The sequence below is a fragment of the Streptomyces sp. NPDC092952 genome, assembly GCF_044754785.1.
GTDB lineage: Bacteria > Actinomycetota > Actinomycetes > Streptomycetales > Streptomycetaceae > Streptomyces.
This window is the reverse complement of sequence record NZ_JBIVPT010000005.1, coordinates 31,057-57,309: the sequence shown is the minus strand read 5'-3', so window position 1 is coordinate 57,309 and position 26,253 is coordinate 31,057. Positions and strand designations below refer to the sequence as shown.

The 26,253-nt window shown below is 73.8% G+C and carries 27 protein-coding genes and 1 other RNA gene; 11 read left to right on the top strand and 17 right to left on the bottom strand.

All coding sequences use genetic code 11. The features are described 5' to 3' along the window. Positions 1 to 105: 105 nt before the first annotated feature. Positions 106 to 2,547, top strand: coding sequence for a polysaccharide lyase 8 family protein (locus tag ACIQGQ_RS14310; protein WP_402394991.1), 2,442 nt, complete (start codon positions 106 to 108; stop codon positions 2,545 to 2,547). Between the two features lie 12 nt (positions 2,548 to 2,559). Here ACIQGQ_RS14310 and ACIQGQ_RS14305 read toward each other — a convergent pair whose 3' ends face one another. Then, entirely contained in the window at positions 2,560 to 3,174 is a 615-nt protein-coding gene (locus tag ACIQGQ_RS14305; protein ID WP_402394988.1) for a TetR family transcriptional regulator, read from the bottom strand. Positions 3,175 to 3,280: 106 nt separating this feature from the next. Here ACIQGQ_RS14305 and ACIQGQ_RS14300 point away from each other — a divergent pair, with 106 nt between their 5' ends. After that, a complete protein-coding gene (locus ACIQGQ_RS14300; protein WP_402394985.1) occupies positions 3,281 to 4,156 on the top strand; it encodes a class I SAM-dependent methyltransferase in 876 nt (291 codons plus the stop codon). Between the two features lie 97 nt (positions 4,157 to 4,253). On the opposite strand, the gene ACIQGQ_RS14295 is transcribed toward ACIQGQ_RS14300, so the two are convergent. Continuing rightward, positions 4,254 to 5,696, bottom strand: coding sequence for an MFS transporter (locus tag ACIQGQ_RS14295; protein WP_402394982.1), 1,443 nt, complete (start codon positions 5,694 to 5,696; stop codon positions 4,254 to 4,256). 225 nt (positions 5,697 to 5,921) lie between these two features. On the opposite strand from ACIQGQ_RS14295, the gene ACIQGQ_RS14290 reads away from it, so the two are divergent. Beyond that, positions 5,922 to 6,785 carry an RNA methyltransferase gene (locus tag ACIQGQ_RS14290; protein ID WP_402394980.1) on the top strand — a complete coding sequence of 288 codons (864 nt, stop codon included), beginning with the start codon at positions 5,922 to 5,924 and terminating at the stop codon, positions 6,783 to 6,785. A 46-nt stretch (positions 6,786 to 6,831) separates the two neighbouring features. Here ACIQGQ_RS14290 and ACIQGQ_RS14285 read toward each other — a convergent pair whose 3' ends face one another. From ACIQGQ_RS14285 to ACIQGQ_RS14275, 3 genes are all read right to left on the bottom strand, one after another. Next, entirely contained in the window at positions 6,832 to 7,356 is a 525-nt protein-coding gene (locus ACIQGQ_RS14285; RefSeq protein WP_402394977.1) for a hypothetical protein, read from the bottom strand. Positions 7,357 to 7,383: 27 nt separating this feature from the next. Next, on the bottom strand, positions 7,384 to 8,139 hold the full coding sequence (locus ACIQGQ_RS14280; protein WP_402394975.1) for an SDR family NAD(P)-dependent oxidoreductase: 756 nt from the start codon (positions 8,137 to 8,139) through the stop codon (positions 7,384 to 7,386). Between the two features lie 159 nt (positions 8,140 to 8,298). Further along, the gene (locus ACIQGQ_RS14275; RefSeq protein WP_402394972.1) at positions 8,299 to 8,631 is read right to left on the bottom strand and encodes a hypothetical protein; all 333 of its coding nucleotides are present in this window, start codon (positions 8,629 to 8,631) and stop codon (positions 8,299 to 8,301) included. 83 nt (positions 8,632 to 8,714) lie between these two features. Here ACIQGQ_RS14275 and ACIQGQ_RS14270 point away from each other — a divergent pair, with 83 nt between their 5' ends. After that, positions 8,715 to 9,179, top strand: a complete 465-nt coding sequence (locus tag ACIQGQ_RS14270) for a MarR family winged helix-turn-helix transcriptional regulator (RefSeq protein WP_402394969.1) — start codon at positions 8,715 to 8,717, stop codon at positions 9,177 to 9,179. 27 nt (positions 9,180 to 9,206) lie between these two features. Here the strand turns inward: ACIQGQ_RS14270 and ACIQGQ_RS14265 are convergent, their stop codons facing one another. The 4 genes from ACIQGQ_RS14265 to ACIQGQ_RS14250 form a co-directional block, all read right to left on the bottom strand. Beyond that, positions 9,207 to 9,725 (bottom strand): GNAT family N-acetyltransferase, encoded by a 519-nt coding sequence (locus ACIQGQ_RS14265; protein WP_402394966.1) that lies wholly within the window; start codon positions 9,723 to 9,725, stop codon positions 9,207 to 9,209. A gap of 163 nt (positions 9,726 to 9,888) precedes the next feature. Next, positions 9,889 to 10,320 carry a GNAT family N-acetyltransferase gene (locus ACIQGQ_RS14260; RefSeq protein ID WP_402394963.1) on the bottom strand — a complete coding sequence of 144 codons (432 nt, stop codon included), beginning with the start codon at positions 10,318 to 10,320 and terminating at the stop codon, positions 9,889 to 9,891. Between the two features lie 11 nt (positions 10,321 to 10,331). After that, on the bottom strand, positions 10,332 to 10,691 hold the full coding sequence (locus ACIQGQ_RS14255) for a hypothetical protein (RefSeq protein WP_402394960.1): 360 nt from the start codon (positions 10,689 to 10,691) through the stop codon (positions 10,332 to 10,334). A gap of 273 nt (positions 10,692 to 10,964) precedes the next feature. After that, positions 10,965 to 11,618 carry a class I SAM-dependent methyltransferase gene (locus ACIQGQ_RS14250; RefSeq protein ID WP_402394958.1) on the bottom strand — a complete coding sequence of 218 codons (654 nt, stop codon included), beginning with the start codon at positions 11,616 to 11,618 and terminating at the stop codon, positions 10,965 to 10,967. 93 nt (positions 11,619 to 11,711) lie between these two features. Between ACIQGQ_RS14250 and ACIQGQ_RS14245 the strand changes: the two genes are divergently transcribed. After that, on the top strand, positions 11,712 to 12,317 hold the full coding sequence (locus ACIQGQ_RS14245; protein WP_402394955.1) for a GNAT family N-acetyltransferase: 606 nt from the start codon (positions 11,712 to 11,714) through the stop codon (positions 12,315 to 12,317). Positions 12,318 to 12,440: 123 nt separating this feature from the next. Here the strand turns inward: ACIQGQ_RS14245 and rnpB are convergent. Beyond that, an RNA gene (gene rnpB, locus ACIQGQ_RS14240) (RNase P RNA component class A) lies at positions 12,441 to 12,842 on the bottom strand. A 77-nt stretch (positions 12,843 to 12,919) separates the two neighbouring features. Between rnpB and ACIQGQ_RS14235 the strand changes: the two genes are divergently transcribed. The 3 genes from ACIQGQ_RS14235 to eda all read left to right on the top strand — a co-directional run bounded on the left by ACIQGQ_RS14235 (position 12,920) and on the right by eda (position 15,281). Then, complete coding sequence (locus ACIQGQ_RS14235; protein WP_402394952.1) at positions 12,920 to 13,663, top strand: MerR family transcriptional regulator; 744 nt, start codon at positions 12,920 to 12,922, stop codon at positions 13,661 to 13,663. A gap of 107 nt (positions 13,664 to 13,770) precedes the next feature. Next, entirely contained in the window at positions 13,771 to 14,571 is an 801-nt protein-coding gene (gene yaaA / locus ACIQGQ_RS14230; RefSeq protein WP_402394950.1) for a peroxide stress protein YaaA, read from the top strand. Positions 14,572 to 14,657: 86 nt separating this feature from the next. Continuing rightward, positions 14,658 to 15,281, top strand: a complete 624-nt coding sequence (gene eda, locus ACIQGQ_RS14225) for a bifunctional 4-hydroxy-2-oxoglutarate aldolase/2-dehydro-3-deoxy-phosphogluconate aldolase (protein ID WP_402394947.1) — start codon at positions 14,658 to 14,660, stop codon at positions 15,279 to 15,281. Between the two features lie 25 nt (positions 15,282 to 15,306). Here eda and ACIQGQ_RS14220 read toward each other — a convergent pair whose 3' ends face one another. From ACIQGQ_RS14220 to ACIQGQ_RS14205, 4 genes are all read right to left on the bottom strand, one after another. Then, positions 15,307 to 16,575: a bifunctional RNase H/acid phosphatase gene (locus ACIQGQ_RS14220; RefSeq protein WP_402394945.1), complete on the bottom strand. Its 1,269-nt coding sequence runs from the start codon at positions 16,573 to 16,575 to the stop codon at positions 15,307 to 15,309. After that, positions 16,575 to 17,318, bottom strand: a complete 744-nt coding sequence (locus tag ACIQGQ_RS14215) for a C4-type zinc ribbon domain-containing protein (protein ID WP_366296693.1) — start codon at positions 17,316 to 17,318, stop codon at positions 16,575 to 16,577. Before ACIQGQ_RS14215 ends, ACIQGQ_RS14220 begins: the two co-directional genes overlap by 1 nt. After that, a complete protein-coding gene (locus ACIQGQ_RS14210) occupies positions 17,315 to 18,154 on the bottom strand; it encodes a Nif3-like dinuclear metal center hexameric protein (protein ID WP_402394942.1) in 840 nt (279 codons plus the stop codon). Before ACIQGQ_RS14210 ends, ACIQGQ_RS14215 begins: the two co-directional genes overlap by 4 nt. Positions 18,155 to 18,272: 118 nt before the next feature. Then, the gene (locus ACIQGQ_RS14205) at positions 18,273 to 19,316 is read right to left on the bottom strand and encodes an ABC transporter substrate-binding protein (protein WP_402394939.1); all 1,044 of its coding nucleotides are present in this window, start codon (positions 19,314 to 19,316) and stop codon (positions 18,273 to 18,275) included. Between the two features lie 197 nt (positions 19,317 to 19,513). Here ACIQGQ_RS14205 and ACIQGQ_RS14200 point away from each other — a divergent pair, with 197 nt between their 5' ends. Further along, complete coding sequence (locus ACIQGQ_RS14200; RefSeq protein ID WP_402394936.1) at positions 19,514 to 20,722, top strand: hypothetical protein; 1,209 nt, start codon at positions 19,514 to 19,516, stop codon at positions 20,720 to 20,722. Between the two features lie 466 nt (positions 20,723 to 21,188). Here ACIQGQ_RS14200 and ACIQGQ_RS14195 read toward each other — a convergent pair whose 3' ends face one another. The 3 genes from ACIQGQ_RS14195 to ACIQGQ_RS14185 form a co-directional block, all read right to left on the bottom strand. After that, positions 21,189 to 22,130 (bottom strand): 3-oxoacyl-ACP reductase, encoded by a 942-nt coding sequence (locus tag ACIQGQ_RS14195; protein WP_402394934.1) that lies wholly within the window; start codon positions 22,128 to 22,130, stop codon positions 21,189 to 21,191. 34 nt (positions 22,131 to 22,164) lie between these two features. After that, entirely contained in the window at positions 22,165 to 23,241 is a 1,077-nt protein-coding gene (locus ACIQGQ_RS14190; protein WP_402394931.1) for a Zn-dependent alcohol dehydrogenase, read from the bottom strand. 97 nt (positions 23,242 to 23,338) lie between these two features. Beyond that, positions 23,339 to 24,211 carry a MaoC/PaaZ C-terminal domain-containing protein gene (locus ACIQGQ_RS14185; protein WP_402394929.1) on the bottom strand — a complete coding sequence of 291 codons (873 nt, stop codon included), beginning with the start codon at positions 24,209 to 24,211 and terminating at the stop codon, positions 23,339 to 23,341. 345 nt (positions 24,212 to 24,556) lie between these two features. Here ACIQGQ_RS14185 and ACIQGQ_RS14180 point away from each other — a divergent pair, with 345 nt between their 5' ends. After that, positions 24,557 to 25,534 (top strand): ABC transporter ATP-binding protein, encoded by a 978-nt coding sequence (locus tag ACIQGQ_RS14180; protein WP_402394926.1) that lies wholly within the window; start codon positions 24,557 to 24,559, stop codon positions 25,532 to 25,534. Next, the gene (locus ACIQGQ_RS14175; RefSeq protein WP_402394923.1) at positions 25,534 to 26,250 is read left to right on the top strand and encodes an ABC transporter permease; all 717 of its coding nucleotides are present in this window, start codon (positions 25,534 to 25,536) and stop codon (positions 26,248 to 26,250) included. Before ACIQGQ_RS14180 ends, ACIQGQ_RS14175 begins: the two co-directional genes overlap by 1 nt. Positions 26,251 to 26,253 lie beyond the last annotated feature (3 nt).

Sequence of the window (26,253 nt, the reverse complement as noted above, 5' to 3'; positions counted from 1 at the left end):
CCGGCCCCGGACCCGGCGCACCTCTTGAGGGCCCTGTCGCTCCCATGCTAGAAAACGCTTACTACGGCGCCGTTCCACGCATTGGCTCACTCCCCCGGAGCTTCGATGACATCTGCCTGGTCCCGTCGCACCCTGCTGGCCGCGGGCGGTGGTACGGCGCTCGCGCTGAGCCTGCCGTCCCCCGCCTCCGCCGCCACCTCCCTCGCCAGAGCCACCACGGCCGCCACGTCACCGGCGGCCGCCGCCGGTGACGACGCGTTCGCCGCGCTGCGCGCGAAGTGGCGCGAGCTCTATCTGGGCACCGGATTCAGCCCGACCGCCGAGCCGTTCCGGACCAAGCTCGCCGAGCTCGGCGCCCAGGCCGCCGCCCACCGCGCCGCGATGGCACCCGCCACCGGCTCGCTCTGGCCCGACCTGGTCTACCTGGACCCCGATCCGGACACCGACACCGAGTCCTTCGGCTTCTCCGCCAACATGAACACCGGTTACAACCGGCTGCGCACCATGGCGGAGGCGTACTCCCAGCCCGGCACCGGGCTCACCGGCGACACCGCCCTGCGCGACGCGGTGATCACCGGCCTCGACCACCTCCACGCCGAGGTCTTCAACCCGTCGACCGCCCGCTACGGGAACTGGTGGAACTGGCAGATCGGCGCACCGCAGGCCCTGCTGGACACCTGCGTACTCCTCCACGACGAGCTGACGGACGATCAGCGGGCGGCGTACTGCGCGGCGGTCGACCACTTCCTGCCGGACTCGGCCGTCGGTTCGTACACCGGCACCAGCACCGGCGCCAACCGGGTCGGCCTGTGCCGCGGGATCATCCTGCGCGGCATCGTCGGCGCCGACGCCGCCAAGATCGCGCTGGCCGTCGCGGCGCTCTCGCCGGTCTTCCCGTACGTCACCAAGGGCGACGGCTTCTACCCGGACGGCTCCTTCGTCCAGCACACGTCCATCCCGTACATCGGCGGCTACGGCGCGGTGCTCAACGACGGGCTCGGCCGGCTCTTCGCCCTGCTGCGCGGGTCGGCCTGGGAGATCACCGACCCGGGCAGCCGGCAGTTCCTCGACACCATCGAGGCGGCCATCGCCCCGTTCGTGTACGACGGGCTGATGATGGACAACGTCTCGGGGCGGGGCGTCACCCGCGCCGGCACCAGCGACCACACCCGCGCGCACGGGGTCATGGCCTCCATCGTGCTGCTCGGCCTGGGCGCCGAGCCCGAGGAGAACGCCCGCTGGCGGGCGATGGTCAAGGGCTGGCTGGTCCGCGACCACTACGCCCCGGCGCTGGCGGCCGGTTCGCTGAGCCTGGTCAACACCGCGCGGCTGCAGACCCTGTTGGACGACGCGGGCGTCGCCCCCGCCCCCGAGCCGTCCGCGCACCGCGTCTTCCACTACATGGACCGGGTCACCCACCGCCGCCGCGGCTGGGGCGCCGGGCTCTCCATGGCCTCGGCCCGGATCGCCCACTACGAGTTCGGCAACGGCGAGAACAAGCGCGGCTGGCACACCGGGGCGGGCTGGCTCCAGTGGTGGGGCTCGGAGACCGGCCAGGACCAGTACTCCGACGCGTACTGGCCGACCGTCGACCCGTACCGGCTGCCCGGCACCACCGTCTCCCGGAAGAAGCTGGCCGACGGGCAGGGCGGCGCCTGGGCCAACCCGGTGCCGGCGACCAGCTGGGTGGGCGGCACCGGCGACGGCGAGTTCGGCACCACCGGCCAGCACCTCCAGGGCCTGGCGAGCACGATGCACGCCCGCAAGTCCTGGTTCTGGCTGGACGACTGCGTGGTCTGCCTCGGCTCCGGGATCACCTCCGCCGACGGCGCGGCGGTGGAGACGGTGATCGACAACCGCTTCCTCGGCGCCGACGGCACCCGGCGGCTGCTGCTGGACGGCCGGGCACAACCCGCCGACCAGGGCTGGACCACCACCCGCCGCACCAAGTGGGCCCATGTCGACGGGCACGCGGGCTATGTCTTTCCCGGCACCACCACCCTTCACGCCCTGCGCGAGGAGCGCACCGGCGCCTGGCGGGACGTCAACGACGACGGCCCCGCCGCGCCGCTGACCCGCCGCTACCTGACGCTCTGGCAGGACCACGGCACCGACCCGGCGGACGGCTCCTACGCGTACGTGCTCATGCCGGGCGCGAGCGCCGCGCGCACCGCCGCGCGCGCCGCGGACACCGGCTGGCTGCGCGTCCTCGCCCAGGACGCGGACCGCACCGGCATCCACGTCCCCTCGCTCGGCTTCACCGGGATCACCTTCTGGGCGGCGGGCACGGCGGGCCCGGTCACGGCGAGCGCTCCGGTCTGCGTGCAGATCCGCGAGAAGCGCGACGGCACCGCCACGGTCTGCGTCGCCGACCCGTCCCGCACCGTCACCGGCCTCACCCTCACCTGGCGCCGCCCGGTCAGGTCCGTGCTGTCCCGGCCGGGCAGCGTCACCGGCGTACGGACCGGCTCCGCGCTGACCCTGACGTACGGCGACCTGAGCGCGAGCGCGGGGGCCACGCACACGGTGCGCGTCCGGCTGGGGTGACGGACGGCCCGGTCATCCGCCTGCGGCCGGCCCGTCCGGCCGCAGGCCCGCGTCGAGCTGGGCCACCAGCCGGGCGACCCGGTCCCGCTCGGCGCCCCGGTCGGGCCCGCCGGTCATGAGCAGATGGTGGAGGGTGCCGACCAGGGCGAGGGCCACGGCCCCGGTGTCGGCCGCCTCCGCGACCCGCCCGCCGAGGCGCTCCGCGTCCAGGTAGGCGGTGATCGCTTCCTGGACCGTGCCGAAGCCCGGCGCGCCGTCGAGCAGGGCGGCCCGGATCCGCGCGGCGGCCGCGGGGCGGGCGAGCGCCAGGCCCGCGACGGTGGGCCCGGAGGAGGCCAGCAGGGCCAGGGCGACGTCGAGCAGGTTCGCCGCGACGGCACCCCGCCCCACCCGGCCCGGCAGCCCCTCGGCGTGCCGGGCCACCCGGGCGAACCGGTCCAGCACCAGCTCCGCGACGAACGCGTCCAGTCCGTCGAAGTGGGCGTGCAGCAGCCCCTTCGCGCAGCCCGCCTCGCCGGTGACCGCCCTGCTCGTCAGGGCTCCCGGCCCCTCCCGTTCCAGCACCCGCTCCGCGGCGGCGAACAGCAGCTCGCGCACGTCCGGAGTCGTCACACCACGCGGGGACATGAGCCCCTCCCTCTCGCCCTGTTTACAGCATGGGCGTTTGCCCATACCTTTGCCCGACCATGTATGGGCACTTGCCCATACTAGCCGTTTCCGTCGGGAGCAAGGGATGCGACAGATCGTCAATGAGAGCCAGGACCAGGCGTGGAACGGTTACGAAGGGACGTACTGGGCCGAGAACCAGGCCCGTTGGGACGACGTGAACGACGGGTTCAACGAACTCCTGCTCTCCGCCGCCCGCGTCGCGGAGCGGGACCGGGTGCTCGACCTCGGCTGCGGGGCGGGGCGCACCACCCGGCTGGCCGCGCGGCGGGCGGCCCTCGGGAGGGCCACGGGGGTGGACCTGTCGGCCCCGATGCTCGCCCGCGCCCGGGTCTCGGCGCGGCGGGAGGGCCTCGGCAACACGGCGTTCGAGCGGGCCGACGTCCAGGTCCATCCGTTCGGCCCCGGCTCCTTCGATGTGGCGGTCAGCCGGTTCGGGGTGATGTTCTTCGCCGACCCGGTGGCGGCGTTCGCCAATGTCGGGCGGGCGCTGCGGCCCGGCGGCCGGATCGCCTTCGTCTGTTCCACGGATCCCGGCCGGACCGAGTGGCTCGGGGCGATCCGGGGGCTGCGCGGCATCCTCCCGGTCGGCGGCCTCGGCGCACCCGGCGCCCCGGGGATGTTCTCGCTGGCCGATCCGGGGACCGTACGGGAGGTGTTGTCCGACGCCGGGTACGAGGCCGTCCGCACCGAGCCGGTGGAGGCGTACGGGATCTGGGGCCGGGACGCCGCCGACGCGGCCGCCTTCCTGCTGGGCTCGGGACCGGGCCGGCATCTGCTGGACCAGGTCGGGGCGGCCGACCGGGAGCGCGCTCGACGGCGCCTGGTCGAACTCCTGGAGCCGTACGAGCGGGACGGGGCGCTCCGGCTGCGCACCACGGCCCTGCTGGTCACCGCCCGGCGCCCGGCCTGCGGGGCGGGTGCGGAGCGGCGTCCGGGGTGAGAAACGGAGCGGCGTCCGGGGCCGGGGCGGACACCCGCCCCGGGCCGCGGACGCCGCCCGGTTCCGTCATCGCGGAGACATTCCGCTTCCTTCCGGCTCACCCGTTCGCACCCTCCTCGGCCGGTGCGGGCGCGGAGCGCAGTGTCAGCAGGGCGGCGAGGCCCCCGACCACGGCGAGCACCGCGGCTCCGGTGAAGGCGGCGGAGAAGCCGTCGGTGAGGGCCACCGGGTCGCCGAGTTCGCGGGAGCCGTGCGCGGCGGCGATCGCGGTCATCGCGGCGAGGCCGAGCGCGGAACCCACCTGGTAGCTGGTGTTGACGATCCCCGAGGCCAGGCCGCCCTCCTCCGGGCGGGCGCTGGAGAGCGCGGTGCCGAGCGACGGGATGAACGCCAGGGACATGCCGACCGCCGCGAGCAGGGAGGCGGGCAGGACGTCGACGAGGAAGCTGCCGTCCGGGCGGGCCAGCGAGAGCCAGAACATACCGGCCCCGAGCGCCAGCAGGCCCAGGACGATGAGGGGCTTGGGTCCGAAGCGGGAGATCAGCCTCGGTGCCAGCACGATCATCATGATCATGATGGCGACGGTCATCGGCAGCAGCGCGGCACCGGAGGCGAAGGCGCCCAGCCCCAGGACCTGCTGGAGATAGAGGTTGAGGAAGAACCACATGGGGATCCACGCGGCGGCCATCAGCAGCTGGGCGAGGTTGGCCCCGGCCAGGTTGGGCGCCCGCAGGATCCCGAGCCGCATCAGCGGTTCGCGCCGCCTGGACTGGATCGCGACGAAGGCGGCGACGAGCGCCACCCCGGCCAGCAGGACCAGCCAGGTCTCGCCGGAGCCCCAACCGGTCTCGGGGGCCCGGACGATGGCGTAGACGGCGGCGGCCAGGCCCGCGGTGACGGTGACGGCACCGGCCAGGTCGACCGATCCGCGCCGCCCCGCGCCCGAGGGCATGACGGCCGGCGTGACGAGCAGGACGGCCAGCGCGACGGGGACGTTGATGTAGAAGACCCAGGGCCAGCTGGCGTACTGGGTGATGACGCCGCCGAGGAAGACCCCGGCGGTCCCGCCGGCCGGCGCGGCGGCACCGTACAGCGCGAAGGCCCGCCCCAGCTCCTTGGGGCGCGAGCCGAAGAGCGTCATCAGCAGGGTGAGCGCGGACGGTGCGATGAGCGCGGCGCCCACGCCCTGGAGGGCCCGTCCGGTCAGCTCGACCCAGACCTCCCCGGCGAGGCCGGCGGCCAGGGAACCCGCGGCGAGGACGACCCACCCGGCACTGAACAGGCGCCGGGCGCCGAGCAGGTCCGAGAGCCGGCCGCCGAGCAGCAGCAGCCCGCCGAAGGCGACGACGTAGGCGTTGAACACCCACGACAGGTTCTCCTGGGAGAAGCCCAGGTCGGACTGGATCCTGGGCAGGGCCACCCCGATGATCGAGGTGTCCATGATGACGATGAACTGGGCCAGGGCGATCAGGGCGAGCGCGGACCATCTCCGCGCGTCGGACGGCGCGCCCGATGCGCTTCGTGCGGATGATGCGGACATCACAGAACAACTCCTTTACCTGGAGGGGGTATCCACGCGGAAGAACATACCCCCAGGGGGTATCTATTTCCAGTCCTGGAGCCGAGAAAGGGCGGACGCACCGCTCAAGCGGGCGAGCCGCCGACCGGGCGGCCGGATCGCGCCAACTGGCCTTCCGTACAAGGAGTGGGAGAGGATGCGGGGGCACGCGCCGCGCGGCGATCGACTTCGATTCGGAGGACCCGGGTGGCAGTTCAGCGGATCTCGACCCGCAACGCCCGCTTCCAGCAGCTCCAGACACTGCTCGGCAACCGCACCAAGCGCGGGCGCGCCAAGGAGTTCCTGGTCCAGGGCGTACGCCCGATCACGATGGCGGTGGAACACGGCTGGACCGTACGGTCCCTGATCCACGGAGCGGACCGCCCGCCCTCCCGCTGGGCCGAGGACCTGTTGCGCCGGGTCGGCGCCGAACGCATCGTGATGGCACCAGAGTTGCTCGCCGAGCTGAGCGAGAAGGCCGACGGGTCGGCGGAGTTGCTGGCGGTGGTCGCGATGGAGCCGGACAGCCTGTCACGGATCAGGGTCCACGAGGACTTCCTCGGGCTGCTCTTCGACCGGCCGACCCAGCCCGGCAACATCGGGAGCATCGCGCGGTCGGCCGACGCGATGGGGGCCGACGGGCTGATCGTCACCGGGCACGCGGCGGACCCGTACGACCCCAAGTCCGTCCGGGCCTCGACGGGTTCGCTCTTCTCCGTGCCCGTGGTGCGCAGTCCCTCGCACCGCGAGGTGATGGCGTGGCTGGACGAGCAGCGCGCCCGGGGCCTGCCGGTGGCCGTCGTCGGCACGGACGAGAACGGCGAGGCGGACATCGCGGAGTTCGACCTGACCCGGCCGGTCCTGCTGCTGATCGGCAACGAGACCGCGGGCCTCAGCGCGGCCTGGCGGGAGCTCTGCGACCATGTGGTCAGCATCCCGATGACCGGTTCCGCCAGCTCCCTGAACGCGTCGAACGCCGCTTCCGTCGTCCTCTACGAAGCCCGCCGCCAACGCCTGGCGCACGCCCGCCGCACCCCGCTCGCGTCGTCGGTACCGGCTCCGCGCCGGTAGGGGCCGGACCGCCCCGGTCCGGCGGGGGCCGGACCGGGGCGCGGGATCAGTGCCCGGCGAGCAGCTTCACCGAGACGACCCCCGCGCCGATCGCCGCGTTGAGTACGGCGGCGACCGCCGCGCCCGCCCGGCCGGAGCCCACCCGCCGGCCGCCGACGAACCCCCACAGGGCCAGCGCGGCGACCTCGCTGCCCACCGAGATCCACAGCGCCGTGGTGAGCCCGAAGAGGCCGGTTCCGGACGCGCCGATCAGCAGCAGGGGCCCGGCCGCGCTGCTCAGCAGCGGGCTGCTGGTGAACAGCGCGTGCCGGATCTCCCGCAGCCGCGGGCGGCGCCCGTACACGACCGGATGGGCCTGGAGGTCCGCGACGAGGGTCGCCAGCCACAGCCCCAGGGCGGTCACCGCGACCGACACCGCCGCCCCCGTCCGGCCGGCGTGCCCGCCCTGCGCCAGCCCCACCAGCACCGCGAGCAGGGTGAGGGAGGCGTAGATCCGCTCCTTCAGGCGCTCGCCCTCCGCCTCCGCCCGCTCGCCCGGGACCGCCCCGCCCAGCATCCCCTCGTCCGACACCCCTGCCTCCACCACTCGCCCCGACCGTCAGCGGAGCTTGATCGCACCGCCGTCGGCCATCAGGGTCTGACCCGTCATGTACTGGGCATCGTCACTCGCGAGGAAGGCGACGACGGGCGCGACATCCCGGTCCGGGTCGCCGAACCGGCCCAGCGGCACCTTGGCCGCGGACTGCGCGTACTGCTCGGGGCGCGCCTCGGCCCACCGGGCCACGCCCGCCGTGAGCGCCATCGGGCAGACCACGTTGACGCGGATGCCGTACGGGGCCCACTCGTTGGCCACGACCCGGCTCAGCCCGCGGATCGCTTCCTTCGCCGCCGCGTAGGACGCCTGGTTGGGCTGGCCGTCGAGCCCGGCGCCCGAGCCGAAGTTGACGACCGAGGCGCCGCCTGCCCGCTTCAGCTCGGGCAGGGCCGCGAGCATGAAGTTGCGCGTGGCGTACAGACCGGTGTCCATGGCGAGGTCCCAGTCGTCGTCCGTCTGCTCCTCGAACGGCTTCTGGCGCGACACGCTCGCGTTGTTCACCAGGACGTCGAGCTTGCCGAACCGCTCGACGGCCGTAGCGACGGCCCGGTCGGCGACGGCCCGATCCGACACGTCCCCGCACAGGAAGGCCACGCCGTCCCCCAGCTCACGGACCAGCGCCTCCCCCGCCTCCTCCTGGAGATCGACCACGACGACCCGGGCGCCGCGCGCGACGAACAGCCTGGTCACGGCCCCGCCGATGCCGGAGGCGCCGCCGGTGACGACGGCCACCTTGCCCTGCAGACCGAGTGGGTTCATGGGGTGGTTCCTTTCCTGAGCGCCTGCGCGGCAGGCGGTCCCGCCCGGCGGCCACGGCCCCCGCGCAGGGCAAATATGCACCATGCACTTCATATGCAAGATACACATGATGTGCATGGTGCACCAACCATCGCGACACGGCGACCGCCACCCCGCCCGTCAGGACGACCCGCCGGCCACCTCCCCCCGGACCGCGCCCCGCCGCCCGGCCATCCGGCAGCCGAAGCAGCCCGGATGCCCCTCGCGCGCGGAGCGGTCCCGCACCCCGAACCCCCTTCGACCGACCAGCCGCACCCCCGGCGGCTTCCCCCAGCCCGCGAGATGCAGCCCCCACGCGGCCAGCACCGCGACCACCAGAAGGGCCGACCCGATCCAGACCCCCGGCCGCCAGCCGACAACCCCCAGACCGACGGCCAGGGACCCCACTACGGCGACGGCGAACCCCGTCCACCCCGCGACGGTGTGCCCCTCGTCATGATGCGCCCCACCCATGCGCCTGCCCCCTCCACTCACCCATCGAGGAACTACGATGACTTAGCAGCTAAGGAATTTATCTCACGTACTAAGGGAATTCAATGGAGAGCACCCCGCTCCCCGCCGCCTCCGCCACGGAGGCGATCGGCGCGATGAACGACCTCGTCGCGACGAACATGGTCGGCAAGCAGGAGTTCGCCCGGAACCTCGGGCTGAGCGTCACGGACCTCGTCTGCTTCGCGCACGTCCTGGAGGCCGAGGGCCCGGTGAGCGCCGGGGACCTGGCCGTACGCGCCCACGTCACGACGGGGGCGGTGACCGGCGTCCTCAACCGGCTGGAGCGTGGCGGATTCGTGGAGCGCCGACCGGACCCGGCCGACCGCCGCCGGGTCCTCGTCACGGCGGTGCCCGCCGCCGCCGAGCGCGTACGGGCCGTCTACGGGCCGTACGACGCGCTCCTCACGGAGCTGTTCACGCGGTACTCGCGGGAGGAGACCGCGGTGATCGCCGACTGGCTCACCCGCGCCGCCGCGCTGTCCCGCGCCTACTTGGAAGGGTCCTGCTGAGCCGGGCGCCCCGGCCGGTCCCCGCGGTCAGCCCCCGAGGTGCCGCCGCCACCGGATCTCGCCGTCGTGCTGTTCGGCGGTGGGTACGAGCCCGGCGGCCGCGGCGACACCGGCGGAGGCCCGGTGGTCCGGGTGGATGTGGGCCATGACGGTGTGCACCGACTGCCGGCCGAGCCAGTCGACGAGCCCCCGGGCCGCCTCGCCCGCGATGCCCCGACCCTGCCACGGGGTCCCCACCACCCAGGCGATCTCGGCGACGGACCCGTGGCCGGAGGGGGAGACCGTCGCCTGGACCGTGCCCGTCGCGCGGGAATCCGCACGGAGCCGGATCACCCAGTTCAGCCAGGACACGGCCGGATCGGGGGAGCCCGCAGTCAGCCGCCGGTAGCGCGCACGCAGGGCCTCCGGGGCGTCCGGAGCACCGCCGATGAACGTGTGCAGGTCCGGATCGGACAGCACCGACGCCATCTCCTCGGCATCCCCGACGCGCAACGGCACCAGCTCCAGCCGCTCCGTACCGATGACCTGGGCTACGAGAGCACCCACGCCGCGACCACCTCCCGACCCACGGGCCGATCGCCCGCTCCTCCGGGACCGTACACGTCCCGGGCCGAAGGCGGCCGGGGCAGCCCGGGGACCACCCCGCCCCGCCCGAGACCCTCCTGATTCCGGGACGCCGAACTCCCCACCGACCCGGGGATCCCGGATGTCAGCCGGCCGCCGTCCCGCGCACCATCACCGCGTACAGCGGGGCACCCCCGGAGGGCTCGACCTCGCCCCGCTTCCCGTAGCCCCATTTCTCGTACAGGGCCTGCACCTTGGGGTGGGCGGAGTCGACGAGGAGCGTCACGAATCCGACGTCGGCCGACCGGATCAACGCGTCGTGGATCCGCCGCGCCCGACCCGTACCCCGCCACTGCTCCACCACCATCAGCTCGGACAGGGCGAAGGTCCGACCGCGCACGTCCCTGGGCCGGTCCGCCCCCTTCCACCAGCCGCCCGGCCTGAACTCCGACCCGTACGCGTACCCGACCGGAGCGCCGCCCTCCCACCCCGAAACACATCGCCAGTCCGCACGCCCCGACCACAGGTCGACGAAGTACGAGAACCTCGGACCCCTCCGCCTCGAACGGCCCGTCACGGGCTCCGTGTTCAGAGCCGGGCGGTCCGCTCGATGTGCTCGAAGATGTCCGCGTCCGTCTCCCGCTGCCAGGCCGGGAGGTCGGCCCAGTCGGCGACGTATCCGGGCTTCGGGTTCTCGAAGTGCCGGAACATCTGGGCGGTCCAGCAGATCGCCACGAAGCGGCCCTTCTGCTCGCGGGAGAGCCGTGCCGCGTGCCCACCGCTGACCGCGATGAAGTCACGCACCTGCCCGCACACCGCCCCGGCCGCCGCACGCTCCCACTCCGGCGTCCCCTCCCACGGCGTGATGTAGCCCGGCTTCGGCTCCCCGGGGTAGTGCTTGTTCACACCGTCGATCCACGCCTCGCGGAAGATCCGGCCGTCGCTCATGAACGTGTCCCTTTCGTCATGCGGTGCGCGAAAGCTCCGCGATTCTGTGATCAAGACGGGAGACCCGGCCATCGGACAGGAGCGGGGCAAGACGCCCTCGGATTCCGGCCAGCTTCTTCCCGACGAACCCCGAGTCCGACCGGCCGGCCAGGCCGATGGCAGCCTCCGCGCAGTGCACGACCTGGTCGATGGGCCCCGAGAGCGGCGAGGTCGCACAGCACGGCCGCGCGGCGACGCAGCGACAGGGGCTGCCAGGGCTCTCCGCGCCGTCCGTCACCGGCTCGTCACGCGCAGTGCGAGGGCCTCCCAGGAGACGTCGTCGCGGCCGAGGCGGTCGCGCTCGCCGCCGGCATGCCGCACGATCTCGAACCCGGCGGCCCGGCCCTGCTCCGCCACCTCGTCGGCCGGTACGTCGAACATCCGGCGGTCCTGCGGCGGTTCACCCCGCCGCAGCGAGATCAGCAGAACGCCCCCGGGCGCGAGGAGTTCGGCGAGTCGGCGCAGGGCCACCGGCCGTTCCTCGGGGAGCAGATGCATCCAGACCGCCGAGAGCAGGACCGCCTCGAAGCCGCCGTTGAACTCGCCATCGAGATCGGCGAGTTCGGGGAGGGCGCCACGGCGCCAGCTGATCCCCTCCTCCCCGTGCAGCCGCTCCGCGACCCGCCGGAGCTCCGCCACCGGTTCCACCGCCACGACCCGGTGGCCCAGCCGGGCCAGCGCGGCAGCGTCACGGCCCGTTCCGGCGCCGACGTCCAGCACACGCGCCGGTGCCTCGGGAAGCAGATCGAGCAGTGCGGCATGCACCTGCTCGAACGAGACGCTCTCGTACCGTTCCGCCAAGCTCTCCGCAGACTGCGCGTAGTACGCCTGAACCCCCGGGCCGGGCCCGGTTCCGTCGTCCTCGGCCATTTCGGAAATCCGCATCATGGCGAAACGGTACGACGCGGCCCCGCCTTCTCGTCCGTACGGGCGGACGGAAATCAGTTGCCGCACACCGGGCGGGCTGCTCGAATCGCTGCCATGGCCATCCACCTGGAAACCGAGAGGATGACGCTTCGCCGCTTCACCGGGGCGGACGTCGATTCCCTGGCCGCCCTGCACGGCCACCCCGACGTCATGCGGTGGATCGACGACGGCCGCCCGGTGCCCCGGGACGTCGTCGAGCAGCACCAGCTGCCGGGGATCCTCCGCGAGTACGTCGACCTACCGAGGGGTCAGGGCTGCTTCGCCGCGGAAGGAAAGTCGTCCGGGGCGTTCTTGGGATGGTTCTCGCTGCGGCCCGCGGCCAGCGTCGGCCTGAACGGCGGAACGGAGCTGGGCTATCGGATGCTGCCATCCGCCTGGGGCCTGGGCTACGCGACCGAAGGCGCGCGGGCGCTGGTGCGCCATGCGTTCGCCGAGCCGGCAGTGGACCGGATCGTGGCCACGACGATGACGGTCAACACCGCCTCGAGGCGGGTCATGGAGAAAGCCGGACTGTCCTTGGTCCGCACCTTCTTCGAGGAGTGGCCCGAGCCGATCGAGGGTGCCGAGCACGGCGATGTGGAGTACGCGGTCACGCGCGAGGCCTGGTTCCGGCAGCACGGCGGCCGACAGCGGCCGGAGCCGCGCATCCACAAGTCCTGACGATGGCCCACCCATCGGTCCGACCCGGCTCGGAGGCATCGCCGCCCCCTCCGTCCCAGGGACTCTTCAGGGGCCTCCACCGCAGGCCAGAGGCCCCTTCCGGGGCAAAGCCGCAGGTGGGGGCAGACGAGTCGGGCTGTACGCCGGGTTCTGTCACCCGGTCGCCTCGCGGCGGCCGGGGAGACGGCCATCCATCTAGGACCGGCATTGCTGCCGGTCTCGTGCGGTCTACCCGCGGACTCGGGCGGGCCGCCCTCGATCATCCGCGCAGGGCCGTCTCGCGACGGCCCCTCTTGACCTTGCTCCGGGTGGGGTTTACCTAGCCGCCTGAGTCGCCTCAGGCGCTGGTGGTCTCTTACACCACCGTTTCACCCTTACCGGGGACCGAGGTCCCCGGCGGTCTGTTTTCTGTGGCACTGTCCCGCGGGTCACCCCGGGTGGCCGTTAGCCATCACCCTGCCCTGTGGAGCCCGGACGTTCCTCGGGGGGATCCGGGGATCCCCACGCGGCCGTCCGCCCGGCTCGTCTGCCGTGTCGGCCATCGTACCTCCCGGCCCCGGTGTGCTTGACCTTGCCGTGGCGTCAGGGTTTCTACTGGTCGTATGCGTATCGGAGAGATGGCGGCGCTCGTCGGGGTCACCACCCGGACGGTCCGGCACTACCACCACATCGGGCTGCTGCCCGAGCCCGTGCGCCGTGCCAACGGGTACCGCGTCTACAGCGTGCGGGACGCCGTGGTGCTGGCCCGGGTGCGGCGGCTCACGGAGCTGGGGCTCGGGCTGGACGAGGTGCGGGACGCGCTCGCGGACTCGGCGGGGCACGAACTGATGGAGGTGCTGGCCGAGCTGGACGCGGACCTGGCCCGGCAGGAGCAGGCGATCCGGGAGCGGCGGCACCGGCTGGCGCGGCTGCTGGAGGGGCCGGTCTCCGCCGACGAGCCGGTCTCCCCGGCCCTCGCCGAGCTGCTGGGGACGGGGCCGGTGACCGGTTCGCCCATGGCGGCCAGGGACCGCGAGCACCTGGTGCTGCTGGACACCACGGGGGCCGGCGGGGAGCTGCACGCCGCGTTGGCGCCGCTGGCCGGGGACCCGGCCGTGCACGCGCTGTACGAGCGGCTGGACGCGCTGGAGGGGGCTGCCGTGGACGATCCCCGGATCGCGCCGCTCGCCGCCGAGATGGCGGCCGTCGTGCCGGAGGCGGTGCTGGCGGCGATCCCCTCGGACGGGCCGGTGCTGACCGGGCTGGGCGAGGCGTTGCTCGACGACTACGCGCCCGCCCAGGCCGAGACGGTGCGCCGGGTGATGGAGGCCCTCGCCGCGCGCGTGGCGGAGCGGAGGGGGCCGTAAGGGGACGGCCTCGTCCACCCGACGGGGACGGACCGGCCGGCGCGGGCCCGTACGCTGGCGCGGGGGCCCGGCCGCGCCCCGTTCCGTGCGTACGAAGGAGAACCACCGTGCTCGTCCTGTTGCCGCCCTCCGAGGGCAAGGCCGCCTCCGGGCGGGGGGCACCCCTGAAGCCGGAGTCGCTGTCGCTGCCGGGGCTGGCCGAGGCGCGGGCGGCGGTCCTGGACGAGCTGGTCGAGCTGTGCTCGGCGGACACGGAGAAGGCCCGCGAGGTGCTCGGGCTGAGCGAGGGGCTGCGCGGCGAGGTCGCGAAGAACGCGGAGCTGCGCACCGCCGGGACGCGTCCGGCCGGGGAGGTCTACACGGGGGTGCTGTACGACGCGCTGGACCTGGCCTCCCTGGACGCGGCGGCCAAGCGGCGGGCCGGGACGTCGCTCCTGGTCTTCTCCGGGCTGTGGGGCGCGGTGCGGGTCGGCGACCGGATTCCCTCGTACCGCTGCTCGATGGGGGTGAAGCTGCCGGGGCTGGGCGCGCTGGGGGCGTACTGGCGGGCGCCGATGGCGCGGGTGATGCCGGAGGCGGCCGGGGACGGGCTCGTCCTGGACCTGCGGTCCTCCGCGTACACCTCGGCGTGGAAGCCGAAGGGGGAGGTGGCGGAGCGCACGGCGAGCGTGCGGGTGCTGCACTCCCAGTTGGTGGGCGGGGTGGAGAAGCGGTCGGTGGTCAGCCACTTCAACAAGGCGACGAAGGGCCGGCTCGTCCGCGACCTGCTGGTCTCCGGCGCACGGCCCGAGCGGCCCGCCGAGCTGGTGGAGATCCTGCGGGAGCTCGGGTACGTGGTGGAGGCCGAGGCTCCGGCACGGGCCGGGCGGGCGTGGTCGCTCGATGTCGTGGTGACGGAGATCCACTGAGCCGCGACCGGTGAGAGGGAGGCCATCTGTTGCACTGTGCGCAACGCTCGTTGCGCACTGCGCTGTCCGCGCGGCAGGATGAGGCCATGACCTCCTTCTCCGTGCTGGACCTCGCCCCCGTCGTGCCCGTCGTCGTGCTGGAGGACGCCGCCGACGCGGTGCCGCTCGCCCGTGCCCTGGTCGCGGGCGGGCTGCCGGCCATCGAGGTGACGCTGCGGACCCCCGCCGCCCTGGACGCGATCGGGGCGATCGCGTCGGAGGTGCCGGACGCGGTGGTCGGGGCGGGCACGGTGATCTCCGTGGGCCAGGTCGCCGACACCCTGGCGGCGGGGGCGCGGTTCCTGGTCAGTCCGGGCTGGACGGAACGGCTGCTGGGCGCGGCGCGGGAGTCGGGGCTGCCGTTCCTGCCGGGCGTCTCGACGACGTCCGAGGTGGTCGCGCTGCTGGAGCACGGGGTCACGGACATGAAGTTCTTCCCGGCCGAGGCGGCGGGCGGTACGGCGTATCTGAAGGCGCTCGCCGCGCCGCTGCCGCAGGCCCGGTTCTGCCCGACCGGCGGGATCTCGGCCGCCTCCGCGCCGTCCTATCTGGCGCTGCCCAACGTCGGTTGCGTGGGCGGCAGTTGGATGATCCCGGCGGACGCGGTCGCCGCGAAGGACTGGGCGCGGGTGGAGCGGCTGGCGGGCGAGGCGGCGGCCCTGCGCGGCTGAGCCGCCCCGGGCCCCGCCCGTCCCGCTATCTGAGGTGCGAGGTGTCGTTGACCAGCCGGACCGACGCGTTGCCGTCCGCGTAGTACGCCACCGCCGAGACCGAGGCCGCCGAGAGCTCCATCCGGAACATGGCCTCGGGCGGGGCGCCGAGCGCCAGCCGGATCAGGGTCTTGATCGGCGTGACATGGGTGACCAGGAGGACCGTGCGGCCGGCGTAGCGGGCGGTGAGGCGGTCGCGGGCGGCGGCCACCCGGCGGGCGACCTCGGCGAAGCTCTCGCCGCCGCCGGTCGGGGCGGCCTTCGCGGAGGCCAGCCAGGCGTCCAGGTCGGCGCCGTGGCGCTCGCGGACCTCGGCGAAGGTCAGCCCCTCCCAGGCGCCGAAGTCCGTCTCGCGCAGCCCGTCCTCGACGAGGACCTCCAGGCCGAGCCGGGCCGCGACCGCGGCCGCCGTCTCGCGGCAGCGGCGCAGCGGGGAGGTGACGATCGCCTCGACGGTGCCCCGGGCGGCGAGCGCGCCGGCGATCCGCTCGGCCTGCTCGCGGCCGGTCGCGGAGAGCTCGGGGTCGCCGCCGCCGCTGCCGGAGAACCTCTTCTCGGGGGTGAGGGCCGTCTCGCCGTGCCGGAGCAGGACGAAGGTGGCGGGGGCGCCGAGGTCGGGCGCCGCACCCCAGCCGACCTGCGGGGTGGCGGGGGCCTGGGCGGCCGGGGCTGCCGGGGCCTGTCTGTGGGCGGCCAGTGCCGCGCGGGCCTTCGCCGCGCCCGCCGCCGCGTCGCCGGGCGGGCCGGACGGGGGCGGCGGTCCGCCGGCGCGGGCGGTGTCGAGGGCGGCGGTCGAGGCGGACGGCTGCCACTGCTCGCCGCGCTTGCCGGCGTCCATCGCCTCGTTGGCGAGCCGGTCGGCGTGCTTGTTCCGCTCGCGCGGGATCCACTCGTACGTGACGGCGGAGCGCGGCAGGACCGCGGCGGCCCGGGCGGCGAGCGGCTTCATGTCGGGGTGCTTGATCTTCCAGCGGCCCGACATCTGCTCGACGACGAGCTTGGAGTCCATCCGGACCCGCACCTGGACCGCGCCGTCCGCCGAGGCGTCCGGCACCAGCGCCTTGACCGCCTCCAGGCCCGCGACCAGGCCCCGGTACTCGGCGACGTTGTTCGTCGCGACGCCGATGTACTCGGCGGCCTCGGCCAGGGTCTCCCCCGTCACCGGGTCGATGACGACGGCCCCGTAGCCGGCGGGGCCCGGGTTGCCCCGGGAACCGCCGTCGGCCTCGACGACGAACTGGCGCGGCCGGTCCATTACAGGCCCGACTCCGCCGTACGGACCAGGATGCGGCGGCAGTTCTCGCAGCGCAGCACGGTGTCCGGGGAGGCCGCCTTCACCTCGTTGATCTCGGTGATGTTCAGCTCCAGGCGGCAGCCCTCGCAGCGGCGCTGGTAGAGGCGGGCGGCGCCCACCCCGCCCTGCTGGCCGCGGAGCTTGTCGTACAGCTTCAGCAGGTCGGCGGGGACGGAGGCGGCGACGACCTCGCGCTCCTTGGTGACGGAGGCGGCCTCGTCGTCGAGCTCCTTGGTCGCGGCGTCGCGGCGGGCGGAGGCCACGTCGACCTTGGCCTGGACGGCGGAGACCCGGTCGGAGAGCTCGGTGACGCGCTCCTGGGCGGACTCGCGGCGCTCCATCACTTCGAGGACGACGTCCTCCAGGTCGCCCTGGCGCTTGGCCAGCGAGGTGATCTCGCGCTGGAGGTTCTCCAGGTCCTTGGGCGAGGTGACCGCGCCGGAGTCCAGGCGCTGCTGGTCGCGGGCGGCGCGCTGGCGCACCTGGTCGACGTCCTGCTCCGCCTTGGTCTGCTCGCGGGCGGTGTCGCTCTCCTCGGTCTGCGAGGCGACCAGCAGGTCGCGCAGTTGCGCGAGGTCGCTGGTGAGCGCGTCGATCTCGGCGTGCTCGGGGAGCGACGTGCGACGGTGGGCGAGCTGCGACAGGCGGACGTCGAGGGCCTGGACGTCGAGGAGTCGGATCTGGTCGGCGGGCGCGGCGTTCAGTTGGGGGCTCCAGAAGAGTGGTGGGTGGTGGTCCAGGGGTCGGTGACCTGCTTCGAGACATGGACCCTCAGGTCCCATCCGTGGCGGTCGGAGATCGCGTCGAGCTGTGCCGCGGCCTGCTCGCACCAGGGCCATTCGGTGGCCCAGTGGGCGGCGTCGATCAGGCCGAGCGGGGAGTGCTGGACGGCCTCGGAGGCCGGGTGGTGGCGCAGGTCGGCGGTGAGGAAGGCGTCGACCCCCGCGGCGCGGACCGCGTCGAAGAGGCTGTCGCCGGAGCCGCCGCTGACGGCGACCCGGCGCACCGTCGCCGAGGGGTCCCCGGCCAGCCGGACGCCCTGCGCGGTGGCGGGCAGCCGGGCGGCGGCGCGGGCGGCGAACCCGGCCAGCGTCTCGGGGTGGTCGAGCACGCAGATCCGGCCGAGGCCGCGGTGGCCCTTCGGGTCGGTGGGGTCCGGTACGAGCGGGCCCTCGACACGCAGGTCGAGCGCGCCGGCCAGGGCGTCGGACACGCCGGGGTCGGCGGTGTCGGCGTTGGTGTGGGCCACGTGCAGCGCGATGTCGTGCTTGATGAGGGTGTGCACGACCCGGCCCTTGAAGGTGTCGGCGGCGACCGTCGTCGTCCCCCGCAGGTAGAGCGGGTGGTGGGTGACGATCAGCTGGGCGCCGAGCGAGATCGCCTCCTCGGCGATCGTGTGGACGGGGTCGACGGCGAAGAGCACGCGGTCCACGACGGCGTCCGGGTCGCCGCAGACGGTACCGACCGCGTCCCAGCTCTCGGCCCGCTCGGGCGGCCAGAGGGCGTCGAGCTCGGCGAGGACTTCAGACAGACGGGGCACAGGCAGAAGGCTACCTGCCCGCCGTGCCCGGCCGCCCATGGCTGTGGCCGGTCCGTACGGACCGGCCACGGGCTGTTCCGCCTCCGTCACGTCACGCCATCGGGCGCCGCGGGGAGGGCTACTTCTTCACCAGGTCGGCGCGGAGGTCGTCGAGGACCAGGTTGGCGGCCGTGACGCCGAGGCCGAGGTACCAGGTCTCGTCGGGGACGTCCTTGGCCCGGCCCTCCTTGACGGCCTTCAGGTTCTTCCACAGCGGGTTGGCCTGCGTGGTGTCGCGCTTGGTGGCCTTCACGTCGCCGTAGACGCCGGTGAAGATCCAGTCGGCGTCGGCCTCGTCGATCTTCTCCGGGCTGATCTCCGCGGCGAGGTCGTCGATCTGCTGGTTCTTCGGCCGGGGCAGGCCGACGTCCTCCAGGATGGTGCCGATGAAGGACGCCTTGGCGTAGAGGCGGATGCGGTCGGGCATGTAGCGGACCATGGAGATGGTCGGCTTGTCCGCGCCGATGTCCTCGCCGAGCTTCTCGGCGTCGGCCCGGTACTCCGCGAGCTCGCTCTTCGCCTTGTCGGTCCGGTCGAGCGCGGCGGCGTTGAGGAGGTAGTTCTCCTTCCAGGTGAAGCCCGGGCGGATGGAGAACACGGTCGGCGCGATCTTGGAGAGCGCGTCGTACTTGTCGGCGGCGCGCAGCTGGCTGCCGAGGATCAGGTCGGGCTTCAGGTTGGCGATCGCCTCGAGGTTGAGGTTGTTGATCGTGCCGACGTTCTTCGGGTCGCCCGCTTCCTTCTTCAGGTACGAGGGGATCGCCGCGTCGCCCTCGGAGGGGGCGTAGCCGACCGGCTTCACACCCAGCGAGACCACGTTGTCGAACTCGCCGACGTCCAGCACGACGACGCGCTTGGGGGCGGCCTTGATCTCCGTCTTGCCCATGGCGTGGGTGAGGGTGCGGGGGAACTGGCCGGGCTTGGCGTCCGTCCCGTACGCGGCCGTCTTCTTCGCGGCGTCGGCGAAGTCCTTGCCGCCGGTGGCGACGGCCGCCTTCTTGTCGCCGCCGTCCGACTTGGCCGAGCCGCCCGAGCCGCTGTCGTCGCTGCCGCAGGACGAAAGGGTGAGGGCGGCGGCCACCGCCAGGCCGACTGCGGCGGTGCCGCGGCGACGAAGGGACATCACGTGCTCCAGTCGAAGATCACACAGATAACGCTTAGGAGTGCCTAACCTTACTGACCCGTTCAGGGCACAGCACAGCCACCCCCTCCCCCTCAAGGAAATCCCGACATCGCCACCCTTATGTGTGAAGTGGCGAGTCTCGCGTTGTTCGGCTGGAAGTGCGATAACTACCTTCGGTCGCCGGAGGTGAGCATTCGATGACTCTCTGTGCCACCGAGAACGAGGCCTCGGCGGCCCCGGAAGCCGCGGGGCGGCCGTACGCACCCGCGTTCACGATCGCCGCGGACGGCTCGTACGCGGCCCGGCTGGCGCTCGCGGACGTGGCGGGCGCGTCCGGCGGCGACGGTACGGGCGAGGGGGCCTGGTTCGTGGAGCGGTGGACGCTCGACGGGCCCGAGCCCTACGCCGTGCCGCTCCCCCTCGACCAGCCGGAGGAGCCCGACTCCGAGGTCCTGCCAATGGCCGACGGCCGGGTGCTGATCCGGCGCCGGGTCGCGGACCGGCACACGGTGTCGCTGCTCTACCCGACCGGGCCGGGGACGGGCGAGCTGCTGCTGGGCACCGTCGCCCGCGCGGAGCTGCGTCTGCTGCCGCCGGTGCCGGACGGGGCGTGCGCGTACGCCCTCTCGGCCGACGCGCACAGCACGTCCGTCTGGCGGGTGGCGGGCGGTGCCCTCGGGCCCGAGCAGGTCGCGCGGGTGCCGGGGCGGTGCTCGGGCGGGGTCTGGCTGGACCGGGCGGGCCGGATGCTGGCCCTGGACCGGGCGATGCCGGGCGGCGGCCCGGTCAAGGCGGTCGCGGTGGACCTGGAGCGGGGCGGCGAGGTGTCGCCGCTGCTCCAGATCGCGCCGGAGAGCAACGACCGGCTGCTGCTGGCCGATCCGGGCAGCGGGCTGCTGCTGATCCGGTCGGACGCGCCGGGCCACGACCGGCTCGGCTGGGGGGTGCTCGGCAGCTGCCTGCCGGTGCGCTTCCCGGAGTGCCTGCGGCTGCCCGACGCGGCGGTGACCCCGTTCGCCGTGCAGCCGGGCCAGATGCTGATGCCGGAGAGCTGCGCGGTGGCGCTGCGGGTCGACGGGGCGTCGGGGAGCTGGATCGGCGTGTGGCGTCCGGCCGGGCGCCGGCTGCACCGGTTCGCCGCCCCGGGGGGCTGGCAGTCCGGCCGCGGGGTGTGGACCCGGGACGGCCTGCTGAGACTGCCGTACGCCGACGGGGACACGGCCTGCGGGGTGGCGCTGCTCCGGGCCCCGGAGGACGACGGGCCCGACGCGCCGCCGGGACCGGGGGCGTGCGGCGTGGGCGGTGCGGCCGGTGCGGAGGGCCTGCCCGCGGCCGTCCCGCTGCCCGTGTGCAGGCCGGTGCCGTTGGGCCAGGCGCCGCTCACGGGGCGGGTGTTACCCGGTTAAAATCTGGGCCGGGCCGATCAGCACGAGGCCCTGCGCAGCCGTACCCGCGCGGTCGCCCAGGCGGCCGCACCGGGCCGCGGTGTGGCGTGACCGGCCCAGGTGACCACACGCAAGCGATCACAACGGGGTGACTTCCCACATGTCTGAAGCCCGAACCGACACGACCCAGCCGCGCCTCACGGACGCGGATCGGGCCGAAGCCGGCGGCGCCGGAAAGCACCGAGGGGGTGAGTCGAGGGACGACGCGTCGGCACAGCCGCACGGCCGCCACCGCCGCCCCTCCGAGGGGGACGGCCGCGCGGCCTGACCGCGCGGCGGCAGCAGGAAGGAACGGGTGGGCCCCGGCAGCCGTCTGGCCGCCGGGGCCCACCCCCGTTCCCGTGGACGGCCGGTCCCGTGACCGCCCCGGGCGGTCGGCCCCCGGGCGCCCTCGGAACCGGCCGGCTCCGAAGGCGCCCGGGGATGCTCAGCCCCGCTTGAGGCCGAGGACCTCCGCCGCGGCGAAGGTCTCGTTCGGGGGGCGGTCCGCGTAGTACGGGGAGATCAGCTCGTCCAGCTCGTCGTGGGTGAAGGTCTCCTTCGCGGCGTCGAACTTCGCCGCGACCCTGGGGCGTTCGACGATCGCGACCATGCCGCCGTGGACCACGAGCAGCTGCCCGTTGACCTTGGCCGCGGCCGGGGAGGCCAGGTAGCCGACGAGCGGGGCCACGTGCTCGGGGGCGAGCGCGTCGAGCCGTCCCTCCTCCGGTTCCTGGAAGCCCGCGAAGACGTCCTCGGTCATCCTGGTGCGGGCGCGCGGGCAGATGACGTTGGCGGTGACCCCGTAGCGGGCCAGGGCGAGGGCCGTGGAGGTGGTGAGGCCGACGATGCCGCCCTTGGCCGCCGCGTAGTTCGGCTGGCCCGCCGAACCGGCCAGGAACGCCTCCGAGGAGGTGTTGACGATCCGGCCGTGGACCGGACCGCCGGACTCCTTCGAGCGGGCCCGCCAGTGCGCGGCGGCGAAGCGGGTGGTGTTGAAGTGGCCCTTGAGGTGGACCCGGATGACGGAGTCCCACTCGTCCTCGGTCATCGAGAAGATCATCCGGTCGCGCAGGATGCCCGCGTTGTTGACCAGGATGTCGAGCTTTCCGTAGGTGTCCACGGCCAGGTCGACCAGGGCGCGGGCCTGTTCGTGGTCGGCCACGTCGCCGAGGTGCGCGACCGCGCGGCCGCCCGCGGCCCGGATCTCCTCGGCGACCTCCTCGGCGGGGGTGGCGGACGCCGCGCCGGAGCCGTCGCGGCCCGGCTGCCCGTAGTCGTTGACGACCACGGCCGCGCCCAGCCGGGCCAGTTCGAGCGCCTCGGCGCGGCCGAGGCCGCGGCCCGCGCCGGTGACGATCGCGGACCTGCCGTCCAGGGGAAGTGACATCGGCTTCTCTCCAGTCCTCTCGGGCGGTCCGTGGTCAGAGTTCGATGCAGGTGCGCAGCGACTCGCCGGTCCGCATCTGGTCGAGCGCGTCGTTGATGCCGTCCAGCCGGACCCGGTGGGTGATCATCGATTCGAGGTCGATCCGGCCGGCCCGCCAGAGCGCGATGGCGCGTTCGTAGGAGCGGAGGACGTCGCCGCCGCCGTACATGGAGGGCAGGATCCGCTTCTCGTCGAAGAACAGCTCGAACATGTTGACCTGGAAGTTGTCGTCCATCGCCCCCGCGCCGACGATGCACAGGGTGCCGCCGCGCCGGGTGTGCTCGTACGCGGTGCGCGCGGTGGCCGACTTGCCGACGACCTCGAAGACGTAGTCGAAGCCCTCGCCCGCGGTGACGCGGTGCTTGGCGTCGGCGAACTCGTCGGGCGAGACGGCCTCGGTCGCGCCGAACCGCAGCGCCGCCTCGCGCCGGGAGGCGACCGGGTCCACGGCCACGATCTGGGCGGCGCCCTGCACCCGGGCCCCCTGGATCGTGGAGATGCCGACGCCGCCGCAGCCGATCACGGCCACCGACGAACCGGCCTCCACCCGCGCGGTGTTGATCGCCGCGCCGAGCCCGGTGGTCACCCCGCAGCCGATCAGCGCCGCGATCTCGAACGGTACGTCGTCGGGGATCGGGACCGCGCAGCCCGCGCCGACGACGACCTCCTCGGTGAAGGTGCCGGTGCCCGCGAAGCCGAAGACGTCCCCGCCCGAGCGCTTGAAGTTGGGGGTGCCCGCGTTCATGAAGCCGGCCAGGCAGAGGTGGGTCTGGCCGCGTTTGCAGGACGGGCACGCCCCGCAGGCGGGCAGCCAGCAGACCAGGACCCGGTCCCCGGCGCTCAGCCCGGTGACGCCGTCGCCGACGTCCAGGACCTCGCCGGCGCCCTCGTGGCCGGGGATGAACGGGGCGGGCTGCGGCAGCACCCCGCTCATCGCGGAGACGTCGGAGTGGCAGAGTCCGGTGGCCCTGATGCGGAGCCTGACCTTGCCGGGGCCGAAACCCACCGCCTCGACGTCGTCGAGGACCTCCAGCTTCTCCTGGCCTATCTCGTGCAGTACGGCTGCGCGCATGGTGCGGCTCCCTCTGGATCGGGCGGCTTCGGGTTCGGGTTCGGGGTCCGGCTCGCGGGCGCCGGGGCCGGACGGGCCCGGGACGGCGGTGCCCGGGTCAGGCGTACGCGACGAAGGTGTCGGCGAGGACCGGCGCGTTCTCCCGCTCGACGGCGCTCACCTCCACGCGCACCTCGTTCCCGGCGTCCCACATCTCGATGCGGAGGGTCTCGCCCGGGAAGAAGATCCCGGCGAACCGGGTCCGGTAGGAGCGGACGCGGGACGCGTCGCCGTCGAGGAGCGTGTCGGTGACCGCCTTGAGCGTGATGCCGTAGGTGCACAGCCCGTGCAGGATCGGCCGGTCGAACCCGGCCAGCGCGGCGAACTCGGGGTCGGCGTGGAGCGGGTTCCAGTCCCCCGACAGCCGGTACAGCAGCGCCTGGTCGGGGCGGACGGGCCGCTCCACGACATGGTCCGGGGCGGCCTCGGGGCGGGGGCTCCGCTCGGAGGGGCCGCGCTCGCCGCCGAAGCCGCCCTCGCCCCGTACGAAGATCTGGGCGTCGTTGGTCCACAGCGGGCCCTCGTCGTCGGCCGCCTCGCTGCGCAGCACGATCACGGCCGCCTTGCCCTTGTCGTACACCGCGGCGATCTTCGAGGTCTGCACGGCGCTGCCGCGCACCGGGATCGGCCGGTGCACCTGGACGGTCTGCCCGCCGTGCAGGACGGCGGCGAGGTCGATGTCGATACCGGGTGCGGCGAGGCCGCCGAAGCCGCCCATCCCGGCGCCCGCGACGGTGGCGAAGGAGGGCAGCACCTGGAGCCGGGACTCCAGGGTGTAGCGCAGCTCCCGGGGGTCGACGGCGGGGTCGGTCCGGTCCGGGTCGGAGCCGGCGCCGATCCCGAGGTGGTAGAGCTGGACGTCCTTGTGGTCCCAGCCGATCCGGCTGGAACGGGGTTCGGCGGCGAGGGCCTTTTCGGCATCGATGGGCATGGCGGGGCTGCTCCTTGGCGGTGGGAGGACCGGGGGCCTTTCGTCCGGGTCGTGCCGGGCGCGCCCCGGACGGAAAGACCTCGGCGCGGCCGTCCGCACCGTCGGCCGCACCGAGGTCGCGCGGGACCGGCCGTGACGCCCCTTCCAGGACACGACCTAGAACGCGTTCTAGCCGATGGACCCATGTATAACGCAGCCCCCGGCCGTTGGGAAGACCGTCGCTGACGGAACGTCAGATCTGTTGCGCGGCCCGGATCCCACGGCCCCGGCCCATGACATTTGTCATCGCCGGTTCCGTACGCACGCCCCTGCCCGGCCGCCGCCGTACTCCGTAGCGTCGTTCCCATGACACGGACAACGGGGGAAACAGGGCACGGGACGGCGCTGGCCGTCACCGGTGCGGTGCGGACGTTCGGCCGCGCGGGGGCCGAGGTGCGGGCGGTGGACGGGATCGCCCTCGCCGTCGACCGCGGCGAGACGGTGGCGCTGCTCGGCCGCAACGGCGCGGGCAAGTCCACCACCATCAGGCTGCTGCTCGGCCTCGACCGGCCGGACTCCGGCACGGTGCGGGTGCTGGGGCGCAGCGCCGAGCAGGCGGTGCGCGACGGGCTGATCGGCGCGATGCTCCAGGACGGGCGGCCGATCCAGAAGGTCACCGTCCGCGAGCTGGTCGCCTTCGTCGCCTCGACGTATCCGGCGCCGATGCCGGTGGCCGAGGCGCTCGAACTGGCCGGGCTGACCTCGTACGCGGGCCGCCGGGTCGACAAGCTCTCCGGCGGCCAGACCCAGCGCGTCCGCTTCGCCGTCGCGCTGGCGGGCAACCCGGAGCTGCTCGTGCTGGACGAGCCGACCGCCGCGCTGGACGTGGAGGCGCGCCGCGTCCTGTGGGAGTCGATACGGACGTACGCCCGGCGCGGCAACACCGTCCTGTTCTCCACGCACTACCTGGAGGAGGCCGACCGGCACGCGGACCGGATCGTCGTCATCGACCGGGGCCGGATCGTCGCGGACGGCACCGCCGACGCGCTCCGGGGCTCGGCGGGCGCGAGCCTCGTCTCCTTCGACCTGGCGGGCGGGCCGTCCGAGGGGCTGGAGCGGCTGCCCGGCGTGGTCTCGGTCGAGGTGTCCGGGGACCGGGCGCTGCTGCGCACCGACGACTCCGACGCCACGGTCCGCGAGCTGGCCCGCCGGGACGCGATCCGGGGCCTCCAGGTCTCCCGGGTCACTCTGGAGGACGCCTTCCTCGCCCTCACCTCGCCCGCGGGCGAGGCCGCCACCACCGATTCCGGCTCCGGCTCCGGCTCCGAGAGGGAGGCCGTGTGATGTTCCGCTACACCGTGCTCGAAGTCCGCCGCACCCTGCGCGACTCCTTCTTCCTGGTCTTCGGCACCGGAATGCCGGTGATGATGTACCTGCTCTTCACCAACATCGGTGAGAACGACGGCAGTTGGCGCGTCTCGTCGATGGTCGGCATGGCCGCGTACGGGGCGCTGGGCTCCGCGATGTCGATCGGCACGGGGGTGGCGTCCGACCGGCAGCTCGGCTGGCTGGACCAGCTGCGGGTCACCCCGCTCTCCCCCGGCCGGGCGGTCGTGGGCCGGGCGGTCAGCGGTTCGGTGACGGTCCTGCCGACGATCCTGACGGTGCTGCTGGCCGGTGCGCTGGTCAACGGGGTGCGGCTGGCGGCCTGGCAGTGGGGTGCGTTGGCGGTGCTGCTGTGGGTCGGGGCGCTGCCCTTCACCATGCTCGGCCTCGGCAACGGCTACCGGCTCACCCCGCAGGGCACCGGGGTGGTCAACATGACCTGCCTGATGGGCTTCGCGGTCGTCGGCGGGCTGTGGTTCCCGCTGGAGGCACTGCCCGGGTGGCTCGGCACCATCGGCGGCTTCACCCCCGCCAACCGCTTCGCCGAACTGGGCTGGGCGACCACCCGGGGCCATGCGCCCGGCGCGGGAACCGTCGCGGTGCTCTGCGGGTGGCTGCTGTGCTTCGGGGCGTACGCCGTGGTCTCCTACCGTCGGTCGACCAGGACCGCGTGACGG